We start from the raw sequence: 19,676 nt of genomic DNA on the forward strand, positions 1-19,676 counted from the left end.
GACTGCCGGATGCGCTACGCTTATCCGGCCTACGAATCACAGCTTACCCTGTACGCCATCCGGCAATCAGCCCACCACTTTCGCTACCGCCTGCGCGAAGCGCTGCATCCCTTCATCGATATCCTCCTGCTCCACCACCAGCGACGGCGCGAAACGCATCACGTCCGGCCCGGCGTTCAGTACCATCACGCCTTCGTGCGCGGCGGCATAGAGGAAATCGCGCGCCCGGCCTTTAAACTGCGGCTTCAACTCGGCGCCAATTAGCAGCCCCATCCCGCGAATATCGCTGAAAATGTCGAACTGTTGATCAATCTTGCGCAAATGCTGGACAAACGCCTGACGCCGGGCCTGAATGCCTCCCAGCACTTCCGGCGTGTTGATGATATCAAACGCTGCCCCCGCTACCGCGCAGGCCAGCGGGTTACCGCCGTAAGTGGAGCCGTGCGAACCCACGTGGAACGCGGAGGCAATCTCTTGAGTGGTCAACACCGCGCTCACCGGGAAACCGCCACCGAGCGCCTTCGCGCTGGTGAGGATATCCGGCGTCACGCCGTAGTGCATATAGGCAAACAAATCGCCGGTACGCCCCATCCCGCTCTGCACTTCATCAAATACCAACAGCGCCTGGTGCTGGTCACAAAGTTCACGCAAACCTTGCAGGAATTCCGGCGTTGCCGCAGTGACGCCGCCCTCTCCCTGAATAGGCTCAACCACCAGCGCGCAGGTGTGATCGTCCATCACCGCTTTGACCGCATGCAGATCGTTAAACGGGACATGGATGATATCCGCCGGTTTTGGCCCAAAGCCGTCGGAGTATTTCGGCTGCCCGCCAACGGATACGGTAAACAGCGAACGGCCGTGAAACGCATTATGGAAGGCAATGATTTTGGTTTTGAACGGGCTATGACGCACGCAGGCATAGTGGCGCGCCAGCTTAAAGGCGGTTTCGTTGGCTTCAGTACCGGAGTTCATGAACAGCACGCGCTCGGCAAAGGTCGCATCAATAATTTTACGGCCTAAGCGCAACGCCGGTTCGTTGGTAAAAACGTTGCTGGTATGCCACAGGGTTTCGCCCTGAGTTTTTAACGCCTCAACCAATGCCGGATGGCAATGCCCTAACGCGGTCACTGCAATGCCGCCCGCGAAATCAACATACTCTTTGCCCTGTTGATCCCACACTCGACTCCCTTTTCCTTTTACCGGGATAAACTCAGCCGGTGCATAAATCGGCAGAATCACTTCATCGAATGTCGCGCGCGTAATTGCAGTTTGTTCAGTTGCCATGTCATTACCACCCTGTTAAGCAGAAACGCCAGTGAAATTACAATCACAAAATATGAATAAAAAATCACTGAATAGCAACTACAAATCAGCGATTGAGGAAATTAGCCAGTAGCTGATGCCCCTGTTCGCTGAGAATACTCTCCGGGTGAAACTGTACCCCTTCCATATCCCACTCGCGGTGACGAATGCCCATTATCTCCTGCGTTTCACTCCAGGCTGTTACCTCAAAGCACTCGGGAAGCGTCTCAGGGGCAACCACCAGAGAGTGGTAGCGCGTCACCGTTAATGGGTTAGCGAGTCCCTGAAAAACACCCTGCCCGGTATGGGTAATCGGCGAGGTTTTACCGTGCATCACTTTAGCCGCCCGAACTACGTTCGCGCCAAAGGCCTGCGCCATCGCCTGGTGACCAAGACAAACACCCAACAAGGGAAGCTTACCGGCGAAATGACGAATAACGTCCAGTGAGATACCGGCGTCATCCGGCGTGCATGGCCCAGGGGAAATCACGATTTTTTGCGGGTTCAGCGCATCGATTTGCGCCAGCGTCAGATCGTCGTTGCGCCGGACAAGGACATCAGCGCCCAGTTCGCAGAAGTATTGGTACAGGTTCCAGGTAAAAGAATCATAGTTATCAATAAGCAGGATCATGGCGGCTCCGGTACATAAGAACCGCGCTATTCTACTCAGTTTCCGGGGCTTCGCTTACCACTTTACGAAATATCGCCCGCAATGCAGACAGGTCACCCATCGCCCCGCTCTGATTAGCCTGATTCCACTCTTCAACCGGAATGCCATCCCAGCTCAGCATATACCCGGCATGAATCGCTAACTGTTCGAAGAAAATACGCTGCGCCAGGCCACTGCCAATGCGAAACGGATGCAGCACATTGATTTCGCAATAATAGTGCGCAAGACGATCGACAAACTTGTCTTCCGGCAATCCCACCAGCCAGGACTCATCTTCCAGGTCCTGCATCAGCGCATTGCCCTCTTTCTCGATATAGGCGAAATGGCAAAAGCGAGTATCGCCCTGGTAAATATCGACTTCGCGCAGGAGTCCCGCCCAGTCAAAAATATCCCGATACAGCTGGCGATGAATGGCGCACAGGTGCGGTAAGCCCCGTTTAAGCGGCCCCAATTCGATAGTCGCCGCACGCAGCGCTGTCAGTTCATAAGCCGCCTGCGCTAAACGCTGCGCCTGATGAATCCCCAGACGGTTACGCATGACATTCAGGCCCGGATATAAATACGGGTCGCGACCATCACCGAATTTATCGCTCATAGTGCCTCCTCAGCTCTTCAAGACGCGCCAGAGCGTCTTCAGCACTCAGAGTAACCCGCGGAATATCTACGCCTTCCAGCCGTCGGCTGGCCTGGAAATTGGCGTTTCGCCGTTGTTCCCACAGCCTGGACTTTTGTTTATCGGTGAGTTTTTTCACGTGACCTCCCTGAATGAGCCGACACTTGCCACAAGTATAAGCAGCAATTTAGGGTTACGCAGAGAGAGGGGTGAACGCGGGCAAGAACTACCCGCGCAAGATACGATTACGGCAGGACTTTAGCAGAAAGGATAACAATCGGTTTTGACGGGACATTCTGGTATGGACCGACATCATGGGTCTGTACCTGAGAGATCTTATCCGCGACATCCATACCTTTCACAACTTTACCAAAAACAGCGTAGCCAAAGTCGCGCTGGCCGTGATCGAGAAAAGCGTTATCTGCAATGTTGATAAAGAACTGGCTGGTCGCGCTGTCTTTATCCGCTGTACGCGCCATAGCAATCGTGCCGCGAGTGTTACGCAGTCCGTTATCGGCTTCATTCTTGATTGGCGGATTAGGTTTCTTCTGCTGCATCTGCTCGGTAAAACCGCCGCTCTGCACCATGAAGCCTGGGATCACACGGTGGAACGTGGTGTTGTTATAGAAACCACTGTTGACATAATCGACAAAGTTTTGCACTGAAACCGGGGCTTTCTGACTGTTCAGCTCCAGCTCAATGTTACCGGCAGAGGTTGTCAGCAGAACATGCGGGTCACCTTTTGCTGCCAGTGCTGCGGGAGAGAGAGCAGAAAGAGCGAGAACAGCTGCAACAGCCGCCAGAGTCGATTTGAGCATGAGAATTCCTTAACAAGAGCAGAAATGAAGCAAGTGAATTGATTCTAAAGAGCCTTCAAGGACAAGGCCATCCCTTTACTTAATTTTACGTACCTGAAACAAATGTAACCTCATGGCTGCAAGTATCAATGTGATCAAGATCACACAGAAAAATGTAACGCACCAAGTTATTACCAATAAATATTTAAATACGTCACTAAAGCGCCTAAAATCTGCCCGCTCACGGCGCAGTCAATGCGCCTTACACTTCTATACAGGCCAGTCATGACTAACAGCAATCGCATCAAGCTCACATGGATTAGCTTTCTCTCCTACGCCCTGACAGGTGCGTTGGTAATTGTCACCGGGATGGTGATGGGAAACATCGCAGATTACTTCCATTTGCCCGTTTCCAGCATGAGTAACACCTTCACCTTCCTGAATGCCGGCATTCTGATCTCTATCTTTCTGAATGCATGGTTAATGGAAATCGTGCCACTGAAAACCCAGTTGCGCTTCGGCTTTATCCTGATGGTACTGGCCGTTGCCGGACTGATGTTCAGCCATAGCCTGGCCTTGTTCTCCGCCGCCATGTTTGTATTGGGTCTGGTGAGCGGTATTACCATGTCGATTGGTACGTTCCTGGTAACTCAAATGTACGAAGGTCGCCAGCGCGGTTCCCGCCTGCTGTTTACTGACTCTTTCTTCAGCATGGCCGGCATGATTTTCCCGATGGTTGCCGCGTTCTTGTTAGCGCGCAGCATCGAATGGTATTGGGTCTATGCCTGCATCGGCCTCGTATACGTCGCCATTTTCCTGCTGACCTTCGGTTGTGAATTCCCGGCACTGGGTAAACACGCTCAGCAGTCAGACGCGCCGGTAGTAAAAGAAAAATGGGGGATTGGCGTGCTGTTTCTGGCGATCGCTGCACTGTGCTACATCCTCGGTCAGTTGGGTTTTATCTCCTGGGTCCCGGAGTACGCCAAAAGTCTGGGCATGAGCCTGAACGATGCGGGTAAACTGGTCAGCGACTTCTGGATGTCTTACATGGTTGGCATGTGGGCGTTTAGCTTCATTCTGCGTTTCTTCGATTTGCAGCGCATCCTGACCGTACTGGCGGGTCTGGCCACCGTGCTGATGTATCTGTTTATCACCGGTACGCCAGAGCATATGCCGTGGTTTATTATGACGCTGGGCTTCTTCTCCAGCGCGATTTATACCACCATCATTACCCTTGGCTCCCAGCAGACGAAGGTCGCCTCACCCAAACTGGTTAACTTCGTTCTGACCTGCGGCACCATCGGCACTATGCTCACTTTCGTCGTCACCGGCCCTATCGTGGCACACAGCGGCCCGCAGGCGGCATTGCAAACGGCTAACGGCTTGTATGCGGTTGTATTCGTGATGTGCTTTATTCTTGGATTCGTCACGCGTCATCGCCAGCATAACGCCCCAGCAGCGCATTAATCTCACTGCCGGATGGTATCCACATCATCCGGCATATTTTCTCCTCCTCTCTTCTTTCACTGGTCATGTAGGCCAATTCCTACAAAAACCCCTTAATTTGTACGCTATTTATACAAACACGAAAACCCAAATAATTCCGTCACTTATAAAAATGCTGACAAATCAGTTATATACCTCTTAAGGAGTATATAAGGGCGAATTTGATTTGCATCAATAAGCGCGGTTGCTGAATCGTTAAGGTAGGCAGTAATAGAAAAGAAATCGAGGCAAAAATGAGCAAAGTCAGACTCGCTATTATCGGTAATGGTATGGTCGGCCATCGCTTTATTGAGGATCTTCTTGATAAATCCGACGCTGCCAATTTTGATATTACCGTCTTCTGTGAAGAACCCCGCAAAGCGTACGACCGCGTACACCTGTCTTCCTACTTCTCCCACCACACCGCTGAAGAGCTTTCTCTGGTGCGTGAAGGATTCTACGAGAAGCACGGCGTTAAGGTGTTAGTGGGCGAGCGCGCAATTACCATTAACCGCCAGGAGAAGGTGATCCACTCCAGCGCAGGTCGTACGGTTTACTACGATAAGCTGATCATGGCGACGGGCTCTTACCCGTGGATCCCACCGATTAAAGGTTCGGAAACCCAGGACTGCTTCGTTTACCGCACCATCGAAGACCTCAACGCCATTGAGTCTTGCGCACGCCGCAGCAAACGCGGTGCCGTGGTCGGCGGTGGTCTGCTGGGCCTGGAAGCCGCCGGTGCGCTGAAAAGCCTCGGCGTTGAAACCCACGTGATTGAATTCGCCCCAATGCTGATGGCTGAACAGCTGGATCATATGGGTGGCGAGCAGTTACGTCGCAAAATTGAAAGCATGGGCGTGCGTGTGCACACCAGCAAAAACACCAAAGAGATCGTTCAGGAAGGCACCGAAGCGCGCAAAACCATGCGTTTTGCCGACGGTAGCGAACTGGAAGTCGATTTCATCGTCTTCTCTACCGGTATTCGTCCACGCGACAAACTGGCCACCCAGTGCGGCCTGGACGTCGCCCCTCGCGGCGGTATCGTCATTAACGACACCTGCCAGACCTCTGACCCGGACATCTATGCTATCGGCGAATGCGCCAGCTGGAACAACCGCGTGTATGGTCTGGTCGCTCCGGGCTACAAAATGGCGCAGGTTGCCGTTGACCATATTCTCGAGACCGAAAACGCCTTTGAAGGCGCGGACCTGAGCGCCAAGCTGAAGCTGCTCGGCGTTGACGTCGGCGGTATTGGCGACGCGCATGCGCGCACGCCGGGCGCACGTAGCTATGTCTATCTCGACGAAAGCAAAGAAGTCTACAAACGCCTCATCGTTAGCGAAGATAACAAAACCCTGCTCGGCGCGGTTCTGGTGGGCGATACCAGCGATTACGGCAATCTGCTGCAACTGGTGCTGAACGCCATCGAGCTGTCGGAAAACCCGGATTCACTGATTCTGCCAGCACACGCGGGCAGCGGTAAGCCGTCTATCGGTGTCGATAAACTGCCGGATAGCGCGCAGATTTGCTCCTGCTTCGATGTCACCAAAGGCATGCTGATTGCCGCTATCAACAAAGGCTGTCATACCGTTGCGGCGCTGAAAGCGGAAACCAAAGCGGGTACCGGTTGCGGTGGGTGTATCCCACTGGTAACGCAGGTCCTGAACGCCGAACTGGCGAAACAGGGTATCGAAGTTAACAACAATCTGTGCGAACACTTCCCGTACTCACGTCAGGAACTGTTCCATCTCATCCGCGTAGAAGGCATCAAAACCTTCGAAGAGCTGCTGGCAAAACACGGGAAAGGCTACGGCTGCGAAGTGTGTAAACCGACCGTCGGTTCCCTGCTGGCTTCCTGCTGGAATGAGTACATCCTCAAACCACAGCACACGCCGTTGCAGGACACCAACGACAACTTCCTGGCGAACATCCAGAAAGACGGTACTTACTCCGTGATCCCGCGCTCTGCGGGTGGCGAAATTACCCCTGAAGGCCTGGTGGCTGTGGGCCGTATCGCGCGTGAGTTTAACCTGTACACCAAAATTACCGGTTCTCAGCGTATCGGTCTGTTCGGCGCGCAGAAAGATGACCTGCCGGAAATCTGGCGTCAGCTGATTGAAGCCGGTTTTGAAACCGGTCACGCGTATGCCAAAGCGCTGCGTATGGCGAAAACCTGCGTAGGCAGCACCTGGTGCCGTTACGGCGTCGGCGATAGCGTTGGCTTCGGCGTGGAGCTGGAAAATCGCTACAAAGGCATCCGTACCCCGCACAAAATGAAATTCGGCGTCTCCGGCTGTACCCGTGAATGTGCGGAAGCTCAGGGCAAAGACGTGGGTATCATCGCCACTGAGAAAGGCTGGAACCTGTACGTTTGCGGTAACGGCGGGATGAAACCTCGTCATGCGGACCTGCTGGCCGCGGATATCGATCGCGAAACTCTGCTCAAGTACCTTGACCGTTTCATGATGTTCTACATCCGTACCGCCGACAAACTGACCCGTACCGCACCGTGGTTAGACAATCTGGAAGGCGGTATCGAGTATCTGAAATCTGTCATCATCGACGACAAGCTGGGTCTGAACCAGCACCTGGAAGAAGAGATGACCCGTCTGCGTGAAGCGGTGGTCTGCGAATGGACAGAAACCGTTAACACCCCATCTGCGCAGGTTCGCTTCAAACACTTTATCAACAGCGAAAAACGCGATCCGAATGTCCAGGTTGTGCCTGAACGTGAACAACATCGTCCGGCCACGCCTTATGAGCGTATCCCGGTGACTCTGGTGGAGGAAAACGCATGAGCCAGTGGAAAAACATCTGCAAAATCGATGACATTCTGCCTGCAACAGGCGTCTGCGCCCTGTTAGGTAACGAGCAGGTTGCGATTTTCCGCCCGTATCACAGCGACCAGGTGTTTGCGATCAGCAACATCGACCCGTTCTTTGAGTCCAGCGTGCTTTCTCGCGGGCTGATTGCTGAACATCAGGGCGAATTGTGGGTTGCCAGCCCGCTGAAAAAACAGCGTTTTCGCTTAAGCGACGGTTTGTGCATGGAAGACGAACAGTTCTCCGTGAAACATTACGAAGCGCGAGTGAAAGACGGCACGGTGCAACTGCGCGGTTAATAAATTTTTGGGAGGCGCAACGCCTCCCCTTTTTTGACGTATTTGTAGGTCTTTTATTAGTAGGCCTGATAAGCGTAGCGCCATCAGGCAATTGCACAAGCACATTGCCGGATGGCGGCATAAATGCCTTATCCGGCCTACGGTTACGATTTCTTTTTATTGTTTGTACTTCAAGGATAATCAACACATGTTCACAGACACTATTAATAAGTGTGCGGCTAACGCTGCGCGCATCGCACGCCTGTCGGCTAATAACCCGCTCGGATTCTGGATTAGTTCGGCAATGGCGGGAGCCTATGTTGGTCTCGGCATCATTCTTATTTTCACCCTCGGTAATCTGCTTGACCCGTCCGTTCGTCCTCTGGTGATGGGTGCAACCTTTGGTATCGCCTTAACGCTGGTCATTATCGCCGGTTCTGAACTGTTCACCGGACACACCATGTTCCTGACGCTCGGTGTCAAAGCGGGCACCATCAGTCACGGCCAGATGTGGGCAATCCTGCCAAAAACCTGGCTGGGTAACCTGGTCGGTTCCGTATTTGTCGCCCTGCTTTACAGCTGGGGCGGCGGTAGCCTGCTGCCGGTCGATACCAGCATCGTCCATTCGGTTGCTCTGGCGAAAACCACCGCGCCTGCGATGGTGCTGTTCTTTAAAGGGGCACTGTGTAACTGGTTGGTTTGTCTGGCAATCTGGATGGCAATCCGTACCGAAGGCGCGGCAAAATTCCTCGCTATCTGGTGGTGTCTGCTGGCGTTTATCGCTTCCGGCTACGAGCACTCCGTTGCCAACATGACGCTGTTTGCCCTCTCCTGGTTCGGCCATCACAGCGAAGCCTATACCCTGTCAGGAATTGGTCATAACCTGCTGTGGGTGACACTCGGTAATACTTTGTCCGGTGTCGTATTCATGGGATTAGGTTATTGGTATGCTACGCCAAAATCGGAGCGTCCGGCTCCGGCAAAAATCAATCAGCCAGAGGCTGCTGCCAATAATTAAGGGGTAATGTCGTGGATCATTTGCCTATATTTTGTCAACTACGTGACCGCGACTGCTTGATCGTCGGCGGTGGTGATGTCGCAGAACGCAAAGCGCGGTTACTGCTGGAAGCGGGCGCTCGTTTAACAGTTAATGCGCTGGCGTTTATTCCACAGTTCACCGTATGGGCAGATGAAGGCATGCTGACGCTGGTGGAGGGACCGTTCGATGAGTCCCTGCTCGACACCTGCTGGCTGGCTATTGCCGCCACAGATGACGATGCCGTCAACCAAAGCGTCAGCACCGCCGCAGAATCACGTCGTATCTTCTGCAACGTGGTCGATGCGCCAAAAGCAGCCAGTTTTATCATGCCGTCCATTATCGACCGCTCGCCGCTGATGGTGGCGGTCTCCTCCGGCGGAACATCGCCGGTGCTTGCCCGTCTGCTGCGTGAAAGGCTTGAATCCGTACTGCCTCAGCATTTGGGCCAGGTCGCGCAGTATGCCGGCAAGTTGCGCTCCCGCGTGAAGCAGCAGTTTGCCAGCATGGGTGAGCGTCGCCGCTTCTGGGAAAAATTGTTCGTGAATGACCGCCTGGCGCAGTCGCTGGCGAACAATGACCTGAAAGCCGTCGAGGAAACCACCGAGCACATGCTCAGCGAACCACTGGATCACCGTGGTGAAGTGGTACTGGTTGGCGCTGGTCCTGGCGATGCCGGCCTGCTGACGCTGAAAGGGCTACAGCAGATCCAGCAAGCGGATGTCGTGGTCTATGACCGTCTGGTTTCCGACGACATCATGAACCTTGTACGCCGCGATGCAGACCGGGTGTTCGTCGGTAAACGTGCGGGCTATCACTGCGTACCGCAGGAAGAGATCAACCAGATCCTGCTGCGTGAAGCGCAACAGGGTAAACGCGTGGTTCGACTGAAAGGTGGCGACCCGTTCATCTTTGGCCGCGGTGGCGAAGAGCTGGAAACCCTGTGCCATGCCGGTATTCCATTCTCTGTAGTACCCGGTATTACCGCAGCCTCCGGTTGTTCCGCCTATTCCGGCATTCCACTGACCCATCGTGATTACGCCCAGAGCGTACGTCTGGTTACCGGACACCTGAAAACCGGTGGAGAGCTGGACTGGGAAAACCTGGCGGCAGAGAAACAGACGCTGGTGTTCTATATGGGTCTGAATCAGGCGGCCACCATTCAGGAAAAACTGATCGAATTTGGCATGCAGCCTGATATGCCCGTTGCATTGGTAGAAAACGGGACTTCCGTGAAGCAACGCGTCGTCAATGGCGTGCTGACCCAGCTCGGCGAACTGGCGCAACAGGTTGAAAGTCCGGCGCTGATTATCGTCGGTCGTGTGGTAGGCCTTCGCGATAAGCTGAACTGGTTCTCGAACTATTAATTGAACGCTGAAAAATGCCCTGATATTGGGCTGCACCCCAAAAGTTGGACACCCAACTGAGTAAGGTGCAGTCCAATTCAGGGCATTTATTTTTCTCGCCTGTTTATCATTATTTATTCTTAAATCTGCATTAAGAAATATTCATTTTATTCACCATTAAAATACATTTATATTCTGATTTATAAAAATCGCGTAAAAAAATCATTTATATCCCTGTAACTCACCAATAGGATTCACATCCTAAATAATACATGATCATTGAATAATTTGACGAAGTATGGTCATTCAGTGGCAAAATCAAAAAATACCTAAAAATAACTTTATGCCTTCAATGGCATATTCTGCACGTATTTATTTAAGGATGTCGATTATGCAAAGGAAAAAACTCATTGCCGTGGGTATTGCTCTTGCGTTGCAAACTTACTATCTCCCGGCGATAGCCGCAGATAGCAGCGACGATGACAACGATTGCCCTACTGATGTATCCGTATTATCTAAAATAGAACGCGACAAACTTTCCAAACGTTGCCTTGCCGATTATAAAACACAAGATAACCACTGGGGATGGGCCATTGGCGGTATTGCGGCGCTTGCCGCAGGAGTAGCAATTGGCGTAGACAGCAATGACCACGATGCTCATCATAGCAGTACGCCAGCAATACCCGATGGCGGCGACGTTACCCCTCCAGACGATGGTGGAGGTAATGTGACTCCTCCCGACGATGGTGGAGGTAATGTGACCCCTCCCGACGATGGTGGAGGTAATGTGACCCCTCCCGACGACGACGGTGGTGACGTGACTCCTCCCGACGATGACGGCGGTGATGTAACTCCTCCTGACGATGACGGCGGTGATGTAACTCCTCCCGACGATGACGGCGGTGATGTAACTCCTCCCGACGATGGCGGCGGTGATGTAACTCCTCCCGACACCTCAGTCATTACCTTCAGCAACGGCGTCACCCTCGATAAAGGTGCAGATACGCTCCATTTTGACAACATCAAACTGGATAACGGTACCAGCCTCGGCGAAGCTACGGTCAGTTACAGCCAGCAAAACGATCAATGGCAACTCACCACGCCGGATGGCAAAACGCTGCAAATTACCGGCTGGCACGTTACCAGCGATAATGCCGCCGTAATTGAAGGGACGCAGGAAAACGGTCAGTACTGGAAGTATGACAGCCGGGGATACTTAATCCTTGCCAATGAGAACACACAAGTCATTGCTGGCGATGGCACGACCAATATCACCGATCGCGGGTTGGAGATCAGTGGCGCAAACAATACCGCTGCAATTATTTCCGGCGATAAGACCCACAACACGCTGACTGGCGATTCCACCGTTACTGGCGGCGCTGTGGGTCTGGTGATTACCGGCGATAACACGACCAATACGATTTCAGGCCATACAACAGTAGATGGGGCAACAGGCGCGCTGATTTCCGGTAATAGCACCTCCTCCACCTTTTCCGGCGACGTTACCGTCAGCGGTGGCGGCACCGGCATCGTTTTCGATGGCGACAATATGTCGATTAGCAATACAGGTATCTCCGACATTAGCGGCAAAGACTCCACTGGCTCGATTATTAACGGTAATAATGCACAAGTCGCCAACGACGGTAACCTGAACATTTTGGACGGCGCCACCGGAGCAAAAATCATCGGTGATGGCGCCATTGTCGATAACACAGGTACTTCCACCGTCAGCGGCGAAGGCTCAACGGGCCTGTATATCGACGGTGATAATGCGCTCGTTATCAATGAAGGGGATCAGGTTATTGCTGACGGTGCAACGGGTACCTATATTGATGGCGACAACGCCCGAATAATCAATACAGGTAATATGACCGTTGATGGCGCAGGTTCAACCATCTCCACCATTACAGGCAATAACGCGAGGCTGACGCAGAATGGCGACCTGCTGGTTATCAATGGCGCGACGGGACTCACCATCAACGGAGAGGGTGGCAAACTCGTTAACAGCGGTCAAACAACGGTGAGTGGCGAAGGTTCTGTTGGTTTCGTTATTGCCGGTAAACAAAATACATTTAACAGCAACGGCGATATCAATACCAGCCTCAACGGTACGGGCGCACAGGTAAGTGGTGAGGGTTCACTGGTTTCTCTGGACGGCAATATCAACGTTATCTCCGCCCAGGACAGCGATGATATATTTCGCGGCGCAACCGGCGTGAGCATTAGCGGCAACAGCAATACGGTGAATATCGTAGGCGACGTCAACATGAGTGCCGACTATGCGCCGGATTCAAAAATTACCAGTAATACGCCACTGACCGGCGTCAGCATCAGCGGCAACAATAATACTATTGCTCTTGACGGCGAACTTAACATTGACGTTAACGACCTGGCCACGGGCAATGGGCAGTATCTGGACGCTGTTGGCCTGAACGTAACGGGCGACGGTAACAGCGCTAACATTACTGGCGGTATTGACATCACCCACAACAGCGGAACCCCGGGTTATGATTTTGTAACTATCACGGGCATTGAGATTGATGGCAACAGCGAAGTTGTGCTGAGCGGTCAATCTACTGTGGATACCACCACTATAGCAGGTGGTAGTGTCATACTGGCGCAGGTAGCCAACGGCGGTTCTCTGGTTCTGGATGAAGATTCCGCTATTGATATTAATGTCAGTTACAAAAACTCGAACTATTACACCGACAATGCCCTGCTCATGGCTAATGGGGAAGGCACATCTATTGATAACCGAGGCGATATTACCAGCAACGGCGTATATTCCGTCATGCGTGCGGATAATGGCGCTGAAATAACCAACAACGGAAATATTCTGGTCTATGCTACCAGCAGCGGCGGCGATGATAATATCGCTATTGCTTCCGCCAGTGGTAAAGAGAGTGTTGTTCATAACAAATCCGGCGGTGATATCACCGTCATAACCGATCAGACGCCAGCAGGCGACGACGGTACTTCCTCATATCCCATAGTCTGGTACACCCACACCTTCTATGCAATGCTGGCCTCCGCATACGGCAACGTCATTAACGATAAAGGCGCAACCATTCACCTGCAGGGGGCTGGCGTATATGGTGTCTCAGCCAGTAAAGGAACGGCGCTGAATGCAGGTGATATCGACCTGGACGGCTTTGTCCCGACGCTGGATGAAGAAGGCAATACCCTCGGCAGTACGTACTGGCACCCGTCATCCCTTTATCTGACCAGTTCCGGCATGGTCGCAGGCTCAACGGATAAAGGAAACGGCGACGCCACGGCAACCAATACTGGCACGATAACCGTCAACAACGCAGGCTTCGGCATGATGGCGCTCAATGGCGGGACGGCGATTAACCAGGGCATCATTACGCTGACCGCAGACGAAGGCGTAACAAAAACCGATGAAAACCAACTGGTTGGCATGGCGGCATTAAACGGTGGTACGGTGGTGAACGACACGACCGGGGTTATCAATATTTATGCTGATTATGGCAAACCATTTTTTGCCGATAGCAGCAGCATGGTAATTAACTACGGTACGGTCTGTATCGGCGATGATTGCCAGGACAGCGCGGAATATAACCCAACCGATACAAATGTCTCGTTGAACTATGCTGACGGTCTTATCACCGCCGAGGGTGAAAACATGACGTCACCCAATAACATATATGTTTCCGGTAAAGTGGGGAATGATGGCACGGTCAACACCGATAATATCTCTGTTATTGAGAGTGGCAATCTTTCGAATAACACCAGCGGTACGCTTAATAGCAATATCAGTCTTGATAAGGGAACGCTAACTAATAACGGAGAGATTTCCGGTACGGTTTCCTCCCAGGGCGGTACGATTACCAACAGCGGTAAAATAGGCTCTGTTGATGCGGAAGGCGGGAGCACATTCACGAACGGTGGCGAAGTTACCGGCACATTAACTGTAGGCGGCGGCTCAACGGTCATTAACGGTAACACAGCCTCTATTAACAAAGTCGAGATGTGGAAAGGGACGCTGGATAACCAGGGGTATATTGGCGCACTGACGCTGGAAAACACCACGGGCGTAGTGAGCAATGAAGGTACGATTAACAAAATCAATTTCAACGCTGCCACCGTATTTAACAACAACGGTACGGTAAATGATGCAGCCATAGCCCAGGGTGCCACCTTCAATAATTTGAGCAGTGGCGTGCTCAGCGTGCCGGAAGATATGTGGAAAGGAACGCTGAACAACTGGGGCGAAGTTGATGGCACGATAAATATCGCCAGCAGTGCGTTTACCTTCTATAACGCAGGAACGTTCAACGGTAAGGTTAAAACCGCCAGCGCAAATGGCGGTAAGGTAATTAATGATGGCGTTATCAACGCCAGCGGCAATAACACCGTCGCCATGTCAGCTTCCGGCAGCGCAAAAATGGTAAACAACGGCGTAATTAATCTGGGTGCCGAAGGCACCAGTGATACCGGCATGGTAGCGATGCAGTTGGAATCCAACGCCAAATCCGATGCCGTCATCGAAAACAATGGTGCGATTAATATCTATGCCAGCAACTCCTACGCCTTTAGCCAGTTGGGCAGCAACGGTCATATTGTCAACAACGGCACGGTCTATATCGACGACAGCGTGACAAACTCCGGCTTTATCAAGCAGCAAGGTAAAACCATCGAAGGCAGCGGCGAAAACGGCGACGGCACGGAAGTGCATTATGTTGACTTTACCGCCCCGACAGAGCCCACCGTTAACAACGGCACGACAACCGTGACCGCTGACAGCACCGCTACATCGTCAGGGACGAACGATCTTTCCGGCTACGTGGTCGGCACCAGCGCCGACGGCAGCGCAGGCCAGTTGAAAGTGAGCAACGCCAGCATGAATGGCGTCGGTATCAATACTGGCTTTACCGCAGGCACCGCCGATACTACCGTCAGCTTTGACAACGTGGTCGAAGGCAACAACTTGTCAGATGCCAGCGCAATCCAGTCCACTTCTGTCGTGTGGAACGCTAACGGCAGCCAGGACGCCGACGGTAATGTGGACGTCACCATGACCAAAAACGCCTACGCGGATGTCGCAACCGACAGCAGCGTATCCGATGTGGCAAGCGCCCTGGATGCGGGCTACACCAACAACGAGCTGTACACCAGCCTCAACGTCGGCACGACCGCCGAACTCAACAGCGCACTGAAGCAGGTCAGCGGCAGACAGGCGACAACCGTGTTCCGGGAAGCACGGGTATTAAGCAACCGCTTTACGATGCTGGCCGATGCCGCGCCGCAAATTAAAGATGGTCTGGCGTTCAACGTGGTGGCAAAAGGAGATCCACGCGCCGAGCTGGGCAACGATACCCAGTACGACATGCTCGCATTGCGCCAGACGTTGGATCTGACCGCCAGCCAGAATCTGACGCTGGAGTACGGTATAGCGCGTCTGGACGGTGACGGTTCGCAGACGGCGGGCGACAACGGCCTGACCGGTGGCTACAGCCAGTTCTTTGGTCTGAAGCACAGCATGGCGTTTAATGAAGGTCTGGCCTGGAATAACAGCCTGCGTTATGACCTCCACAACCTCGACAGCAGCCGCTCTGTCTCTTATGGCGATACCAACAAAGTAGCGGACTCCGACGTACACCAACAGTATCTTGAGTTCCGCAGCGAAGGGGCGAAAACCTTCACGCTGATGAATGATACGCTGAAAGTCACGCCGTACGCCGGGGTGAAATTCCGTCACACGCTGGAAGGCGGCTACAAAGAGCGCAGCGCGGGGGACTTCAACCTGTCGATGAACGCTGGCAGCGAAACCGCCGTAGATTCCATTGTCGGAATGAAGTTCGACTACACCGGTGAAAATGGCTGGAGTGCCAGCGCCACACTGGAAGGTGGACCGAACCTGAGCTATGCGAAAAGCCAGCGTACCGCGTCGTTGCAAGGTGCCGCAGGCCAGTCCTTTAGCGTAGACGACGACCAAAAAGGCGGCGGCGTCAACGGTCTGGCGACGGTCGGCGTGAAGTACAGCACCAAAGATGCCAGCCTGAATCTGGACGCTTACCAGTGGAAAGAGGACAACATCAGCGATAAAGGCTTTATGTTGAATTTCAGAAAAACATTCCGCTAATTAATTAAACCCAGCAGCCTGGTATTATTTATTAATACCAGGCTTTTTTATTTGAATCCAATTCACTAATCGTATGTTTTATATATAAACAGACATGTCCTTTTCTGGACTACTTAAAGTTTATGTTAGTTGATATCTTAACCGTCGAAAAATGGATTTCATCCATTTAGAAATAGATATCTAACAAGGATTTTGACATGTTTAAATTTGCAAAGATCACTATTGTTGCTGGGGTTCTGGCTACACTGACCGCGTGTACTGGTCATATCGAAAACAAAAAAAATAACTGCAGCTACGATTATTTCCTGCATCCAGCAATTTCAATTTCTAAAATTATTGGTGGCTGTGGCCCGGCTGCAGATCAGTAATAGAAGCGATTGCGCAGATACAAAAAACCGGGAGCTTCCCGGTTTTTGCATTTATAGATTAGATGCTCATTCAAACGTCATCGCACTCACGCTTTCTCGCAAAATACGCAGCACCGTCTCTTCTCCACTGCGGTTTGGATTGATACGAATCGCATAATCGCCCAACGACGGGTTCGCTTCGCGAAACGTCCCCGAAAGGCGATAGAACAGCGGAGGGATCTCATACTTCGACTCAGCCCCCACCGGGTATGGCAGCGCACCTCTCTCTTGCGCCGCTTTCAGCACACGGGCGGCAATCGGCTGATGAAACTCCACAATCAGCACCTTCGACTGGGCATTAGCGATAACCGCCTTTTTCACCTCGGGTAGCACGCCGCTATTGAGAATCGTTAGCAGCCGTTCGGAAACGCCAGCCTGTACTGCATGCATCACTGGCGCGAAAACCAGGCCACGAAGCACTTCCAGCGCCTGCGCCCCCTGGATCTGGCTGCCGCCGGAATAAAACGTCGCGCGGATTTTAGCGATAGCCTCCGCCTTGCCGACCACCGCTCCGACGCCTTCCGGGCCGAAGAGTTTAAAGCACGAAAAAGTAGACAGCGTCGCCCCGCATTCACAACCGATACGATCGACTTTCATCACCGCGTAGTTATCATCGGTCAACGTCGGTACGCCACACTGCGTAATCTCCGCCAGCACCTCAGCTAAAACGTAACGATCCTGCGGCTGTTGACGCGTATGCTGTACCAGCGCAGCATCAGGGCGATGCTCTTCAATGAACTGCTTTATGGTCTTAAGATCGTTGAAATCTGCCCTGACGAGGATAATACCCATCTGCTCAATGAGCACCTGTGTCGTAGGATACACTGGCGCGTCATGAACCAGCAGCCGCTGGCCGGGTTTGAGTAACGCAGCCAGCCCGGCACGAATAGCCCCGGTGCCAGCCCCCTGAACCAACGCTGCGGCCTCAGCATGAAACGCCTCAGCCAGTACCTTTTCCACACGCTGCGTGACCCGAGGCTGATTCAGCCCCGGGACCAGCCCCAAATCACCACCCGCCAGAAAATCAGCGCCAGGAAAGTGACGGCAGAGCGTATCCACCAGCGCAAACTGCTTTTGCTGTGCCTGCGCGAGCGTCAGACTTTGCAGAGGAAACGTCTTCATGCTTTAGCCTCCTCAGGCCGGAACAAACAGACCAAACCAGTAGAGAATATTCAGCACAATACCGGTGATCATCACCGCCACGACCGGCGCGGCCATCTTCTGTACCGGACGTCCAATCGATTCGTTGAGGAAGTAAATCGCTACCGCAATCGAAAAGCCGGTATAACCTGCCATCTTGATAGCGGCAAAAATCGAGCCTATCAACAGCGCCATTTCCATCAGCATATTCATCGCATTACGAATATTGTCCGATGCGTTACGTACCGATGGATAACGCCCCAGCCATTTACCGATAGAGCGCAGCAGCAGCACTTCAGCTGAAATCACGATCGCGCCCAGGATTGCCGCAATCCACGGGTTCGGCGCCAGGTAGCCAACGGAATAAACGAAGGTGAAACCCGCTACCGCATAAACGCCCGTCGCCAGCGCCGTTGTCGCAATCATCGGCACAAAGCCCAGCCCGCGCATAAACTCCGCCAGGGCAGCCTGATTCACCAGCGTCTGCGACTGCTCCGGCGTAATCCCCGCCGAATAGGCTTTTTCCAGCGTAAAAATTGAAACCTCGCTGCCAGCGAAAATCTTCATACTGGCGACGGCGGCAATCAGTGCGCCGACAATGGCGATGTACGGCAGGTTTTTTATAATCCGCGAGGTTCGTTCTTCAAAGACCGATAGCCCGCTGGCATCCATCTCGTCATCGCCGCGGTGGCGAATATCATGCGTAATGGCGATCGCCAGCAGCATCATCATCCCCACAAAAATCTCAATTGATTCCGGGTTCAGATGCGGGAAGTAACGCACCACCACCACGCGGGTCATCAGTACCACCACCGCCGCGATAATGCTGTGCTTCCAGCCAAACTGGTAGAAAATCGCCACCAGCGGGAAGAGTGCGAATGCGGAAACCACCGGAGAACTCAGTTCACCGAGGCTACCCAGTACATCAACCGGCAGCGCCGTGAGCAGATGGTTCACCGGCAGCAGGCAGGTCAGAATCAATACGCCCCAGATAGCGCCCAGACCGAACGCCAGCAGGCTGTTCATCGCCAACACGCCGAGAATATCCGTCGGTAGGAACAGCAGCCAGGCGTTGAGCAAGCCGGTTTTCAGGGTAAAAGAGATCCCAACCGACGCCACAAAGCCAATACTCAGACCAAACGCGATACTTCCCGCCTCACGGCGGTTCATGTACCCCTCGATCAGCTGCGGCAGAATCGGACGGATACCGTCATGAAAGACAGCCGCCGAGCGATGTGCCAGAAGTGACGTCATGCCGGTCAGGCAGGCCACCACCACAATCTGAATATACAGATCCATAGTCATGCCTTTTATTTCAGGTGGTTAACCAGCATCGGAATCGCATGTTCAACATGTTCGACGGAGAGACCAAAAGCCACTTTCCCTTCCGCAACCATTTTTGCGATATGTTCGTCTTTCGCCTTAATACCCGGCTTGGCGATAGTGCAGCTTTTGTTGTAGCCAATCACCGCAATGGCAATCGACAGCGCTGCACCCGCGCCGGTGTTACAAGCGCCGATGTAGTAATCCAGTTGTCCGGATTTCACCTTCATCGCCGCTTCCATATCGTTATGAATGGAGACTTCAAAGCAGCCCGGAGCTGCGGTTTCGATGGTCTTTTTAATCTGCTCACGCTGTAAGCCAGCAACGCCAATCTTTTTCATGATTCTGTCC

At 52.9% G+C, this 19,676-nt stretch carries 15 protein-coding genes; 7 read left to right on the plus strand and 8 right to left on the minus strand.

What is annotated here, in order from left to right; all coding sequences use genetic code 11:
* Positions 1-66 precede the first annotated feature (66 nt).
* From argD to ppiA, 5 genes are all read right to left on the minus strand, one after another.
* Positions 67-1,284, minus strand: a complete 1,218-nt coding sequence (gene argD / locus OGY37_RS19450; RefSeq protein WP_286621609.1) for a bifunctional acetylornithine/succinyldiaminopimelate transaminase — start codon at positions 1,282-1,284, stop codon at positions 67-69.
* Positions 1,285-1,369: 85 nt separating this feature from the next.
* A complete protein-coding gene (gene pabA, locus OGY37_RS19455; protein WP_003827711.1) occupies positions 1,370-1,933 on the minus strand; it encodes an aminodeoxychorismate synthase component 2 in 564 nt (187 codons plus the stop codon).
* A gap of 31 nt (positions 1,934-1,964) precedes the next feature.
* The gene (locus OGY37_RS19460; protein ID WP_003827710.1) at positions 1,965-2,567 is read right to left on the minus strand and encodes a putative adenosine monophosphate-protein transferase Fic; all 603 of its coding nucleotides are present in this window, start codon (positions 2,565-2,567) and stop codon (positions 1,965-1,967) included.
* Positions 2,557-2,724 carry a FicA/YhfG family antitoxin gene (ficA, locus tag OGY37_RS19465; protein WP_003827708.1) on the minus strand — a complete coding sequence of 56 codons (168 nt, stop codon included), beginning with the start codon at positions 2,722-2,724 and terminating at the stop codon, positions 2,557-2,559. The genes OGY37_RS19460 and ficA overlap by 11 nt, the downstream gene beginning before the upstream one ends.
* Before the next feature lie 106 nt (positions 2,725-2,830).
* The gene (gene ppiA / locus OGY37_RS19470) at positions 2,831-3,403 is read right to left on the minus strand and encodes a peptidylprolyl isomerase A (RefSeq protein WP_286621611.1); all 573 of its coding nucleotides are present in this window, start codon (positions 3,401-3,403) and stop codon (positions 2,831-2,833) included.
* A 264-nt stretch (positions 3,404-3,667) separates the two neighbouring features.
* On the opposite strand from ppiA, the gene tsgA reads away from it, so the two are divergent.
* The 7 genes from tsgA (at position 3,668) to OGY37_RS19505 (ending at position 16,823) form a co-directional block, all read left to right on the plus strand.
* A complete protein-coding gene (gene tsgA / locus OGY37_RS19475) occupies positions 3,668-4,849 on the plus strand; it encodes an MFS transporter TsgA (protein ID WP_048215419.1) in 1,182 nt (393 codons plus the stop codon).
* Between the two features lie 272 nt (positions 4,850-5,121).
* Complete coding sequence (nirB, locus tag OGY37_RS19480; RefSeq protein WP_286621614.1) at positions 5,122-7,665, plus strand: NADPH-nitrite reductase large subunit; 2,544 nt, start codon at positions 5,122-5,124, stop codon at positions 7,663-7,665.
* The gene (gene nirD, locus OGY37_RS19485; protein WP_003023590.1) at positions 7,662-7,988 is read left to right on the plus strand and encodes a nitrite reductase small subunit NirD; all 327 of its coding nucleotides are present in this window, start codon (positions 7,662-7,664) and stop codon (positions 7,986-7,988) included. The genes nirB and nirD overlap by 4 nt, the downstream gene beginning before the upstream one ends.
* A gap of 187 nt (positions 7,989-8,175) precedes the next feature.
* The gene (gene nirC / locus OGY37_RS19490; RefSeq protein WP_008786308.1) at positions 8,176-8,985 is read left to right on the plus strand and encodes a nitrite transporter NirC; all 810 of its coding nucleotides are present in this window, start codon (positions 8,176-8,178) and stop codon (positions 8,983-8,985) included.
* A gap of 11 nt (positions 8,986-8,996) precedes the next feature.
* Positions 8,997-10,370, plus strand: coding sequence for a siroheme synthase CysG (gene cysG, locus OGY37_RS19495; RefSeq protein WP_148361401.1), 1,374 nt, complete (start codon positions 8,997-8,999; stop codon positions 10,368-10,370).
* A gap of 370 nt (positions 10,371-10,740) precedes the next feature.
* Positions 10,741-16,455 (plus strand): pectate lyase-fold domain-containing protein, encoded by a 5,715-nt coding sequence (locus OGY37_RS19500; protein ID WP_286621616.1) that lies wholly within the window; start codon positions 10,741-10,743, stop codon positions 16,453-16,455.
* A gap of 197 nt (positions 16,456-16,652) precedes the next feature.
* Positions 16,653-16,823 (plus strand): YhfL family protein, encoded by a 171-nt coding sequence (locus tag OGY37_RS19505; RefSeq protein ID WP_042311973.1) that lies wholly within the window; start codon positions 16,653-16,655, stop codon positions 16,821-16,823.
* A gap of 66 nt (positions 16,824-16,889) precedes the next feature.
* On the opposite strand, the gene OGY37_RS19510 is transcribed toward OGY37_RS19505, so the two are convergent.
* From OGY37_RS19510 to OGY37_RS19520, 3 genes are read right to left on the minus strand one after another with little or no spacing between them, the layout of a single operon-like run.
* Positions 16,890-17,984: an aminotransferase class I/II-fold pyridoxal phosphate-dependent enzyme gene (locus OGY37_RS19510; protein ID WP_286553889.1), complete on the minus strand. Its 1,095-nt coding sequence runs from the start codon at positions 17,982-17,984 to the stop codon at positions 16,890-16,892.
* 12 nt (positions 17,985-17,996) lie between these two features.
* Positions 17,997-19,301 carry a YhfT family protein gene (locus tag OGY37_RS19515; protein ID WP_126317308.1) on the minus strand — a complete coding sequence of 435 codons (1,305 nt, stop codon included), beginning with the start codon at positions 19,299-19,301 and terminating at the stop codon, positions 17,997-17,999.
* A gap of 11 nt (positions 19,302-19,312) precedes the next feature.
* On the minus strand, positions 19,313-19,666 hold the full coding sequence (locus tag OGY37_RS19520; RefSeq protein ID WP_003023576.1) for a DUF2620 domain-containing protein: 354 nt from the start codon (positions 19,664-19,666) through the stop codon (positions 19,313-19,315).
* Positions 19,667-19,676: the final 10 nt, after the last annotated feature.

This window comes from Citrobacter sp. Cpo030, from assembly GCF_030333005.1.
In the GTDB taxonomy this organism is placed as follows: domain Bacteria; phylum Pseudomonadota; class Gammaproteobacteria; order Enterobacterales; family Enterobacteriaceae; genus Citrobacter; species Citrobacter portucalensis.

What these genes read in the sequence shown, in the direction of transcription:
- tsgA (WP_048215419.1), top strand. Translation starts at nt 3,668, where the DNA reads ATGACTAACAGCAATCGCATCAAGCTCACATGGATTAGCTTTCTCTCC.
- nirC (WP_008786308.1), top strand. Translation starts at nt 8,176, where the DNA reads ATGTTCACAGACACTATTAATAAGTGTGCGGCTAACGCTGCGCGCATC.
- OGY37_RS19515 (WP_126317308.1), bottom strand. Translation starts at nt 19,301, where the DNA reads ATGGATCTGTATATTCAGATTGTGGTGGTGGCCTGCCTGACCGGCATG.
- pabA (WP_003827711.1), bottom strand. Translation starts at nt 1,933, where the DNA reads ATGATCCTGCTTATTGATAACTATGATTCTTTTACCTGGAACCTGTAC.
- ppiA (WP_286621611.1), bottom strand. Translation starts at nt 3,403, where the DNA reads ATGCTCAAATCGACTCTGGCGGCTGTTGCAGCTGTTCTCGCTCTTTCT.
- nirB (WP_286621614.1), top strand. Translation starts at nt 5,122, where the DNA reads ATGAGCAAAGTCAGACTCGCTATTATCGGTAATGGTATGGTCGGCCAT.
- OGY37_RS19500 (WP_286621616.1), top strand. Translation starts at nt 10,741, where the DNA reads ATGCAAAGGAAAAAACTCATTGCCGTGGGTATTGCTCTTGCGTTGCAA.
- OGY37_RS19510 (WP_286553889.1), bottom strand. Translation starts at nt 17,984, where the DNA reads ATGAAGACGTTTCCTCTGCAAAGTCTGACGCTCGCGCAGGCACAGCAA.
- OGY37_RS19460 (WP_003827710.1), bottom strand. Translation starts at nt 2,567, where the DNA reads ATGAGCGATAAATTCGGTGATGGTCGCGACCCGTATTTATATCCGGGC.
- OGY37_RS19520 (WP_003023576.1), bottom strand. Translation starts at nt 19,666, where the DNA reads ATGAAAAAGATTGGCGTTGCTGGCTTACAGCGTGAGCAGATTAAAAAG.
- nirD (WP_003023590.1), top strand. Translation starts at nt 7,662, where the DNA reads ATGAGCCAGTGGAAAAACATCTGCAAAATCGATGACATTCTGCCTGCA.
- argD (WP_286621609.1), bottom strand. Translation starts at nt 1,284, where the DNA reads ATGGCAACTGAACAAACTGCAATTACGCGCGCGACATTCGATGAAGTG.
- OGY37_RS19505 (WP_042311973.1), top strand. Translation starts at nt 16,653, where the DNA reads ATGTTTAAATTTGCAAAGATCACTATTGTTGCTGGGGTTCTGGCTACA.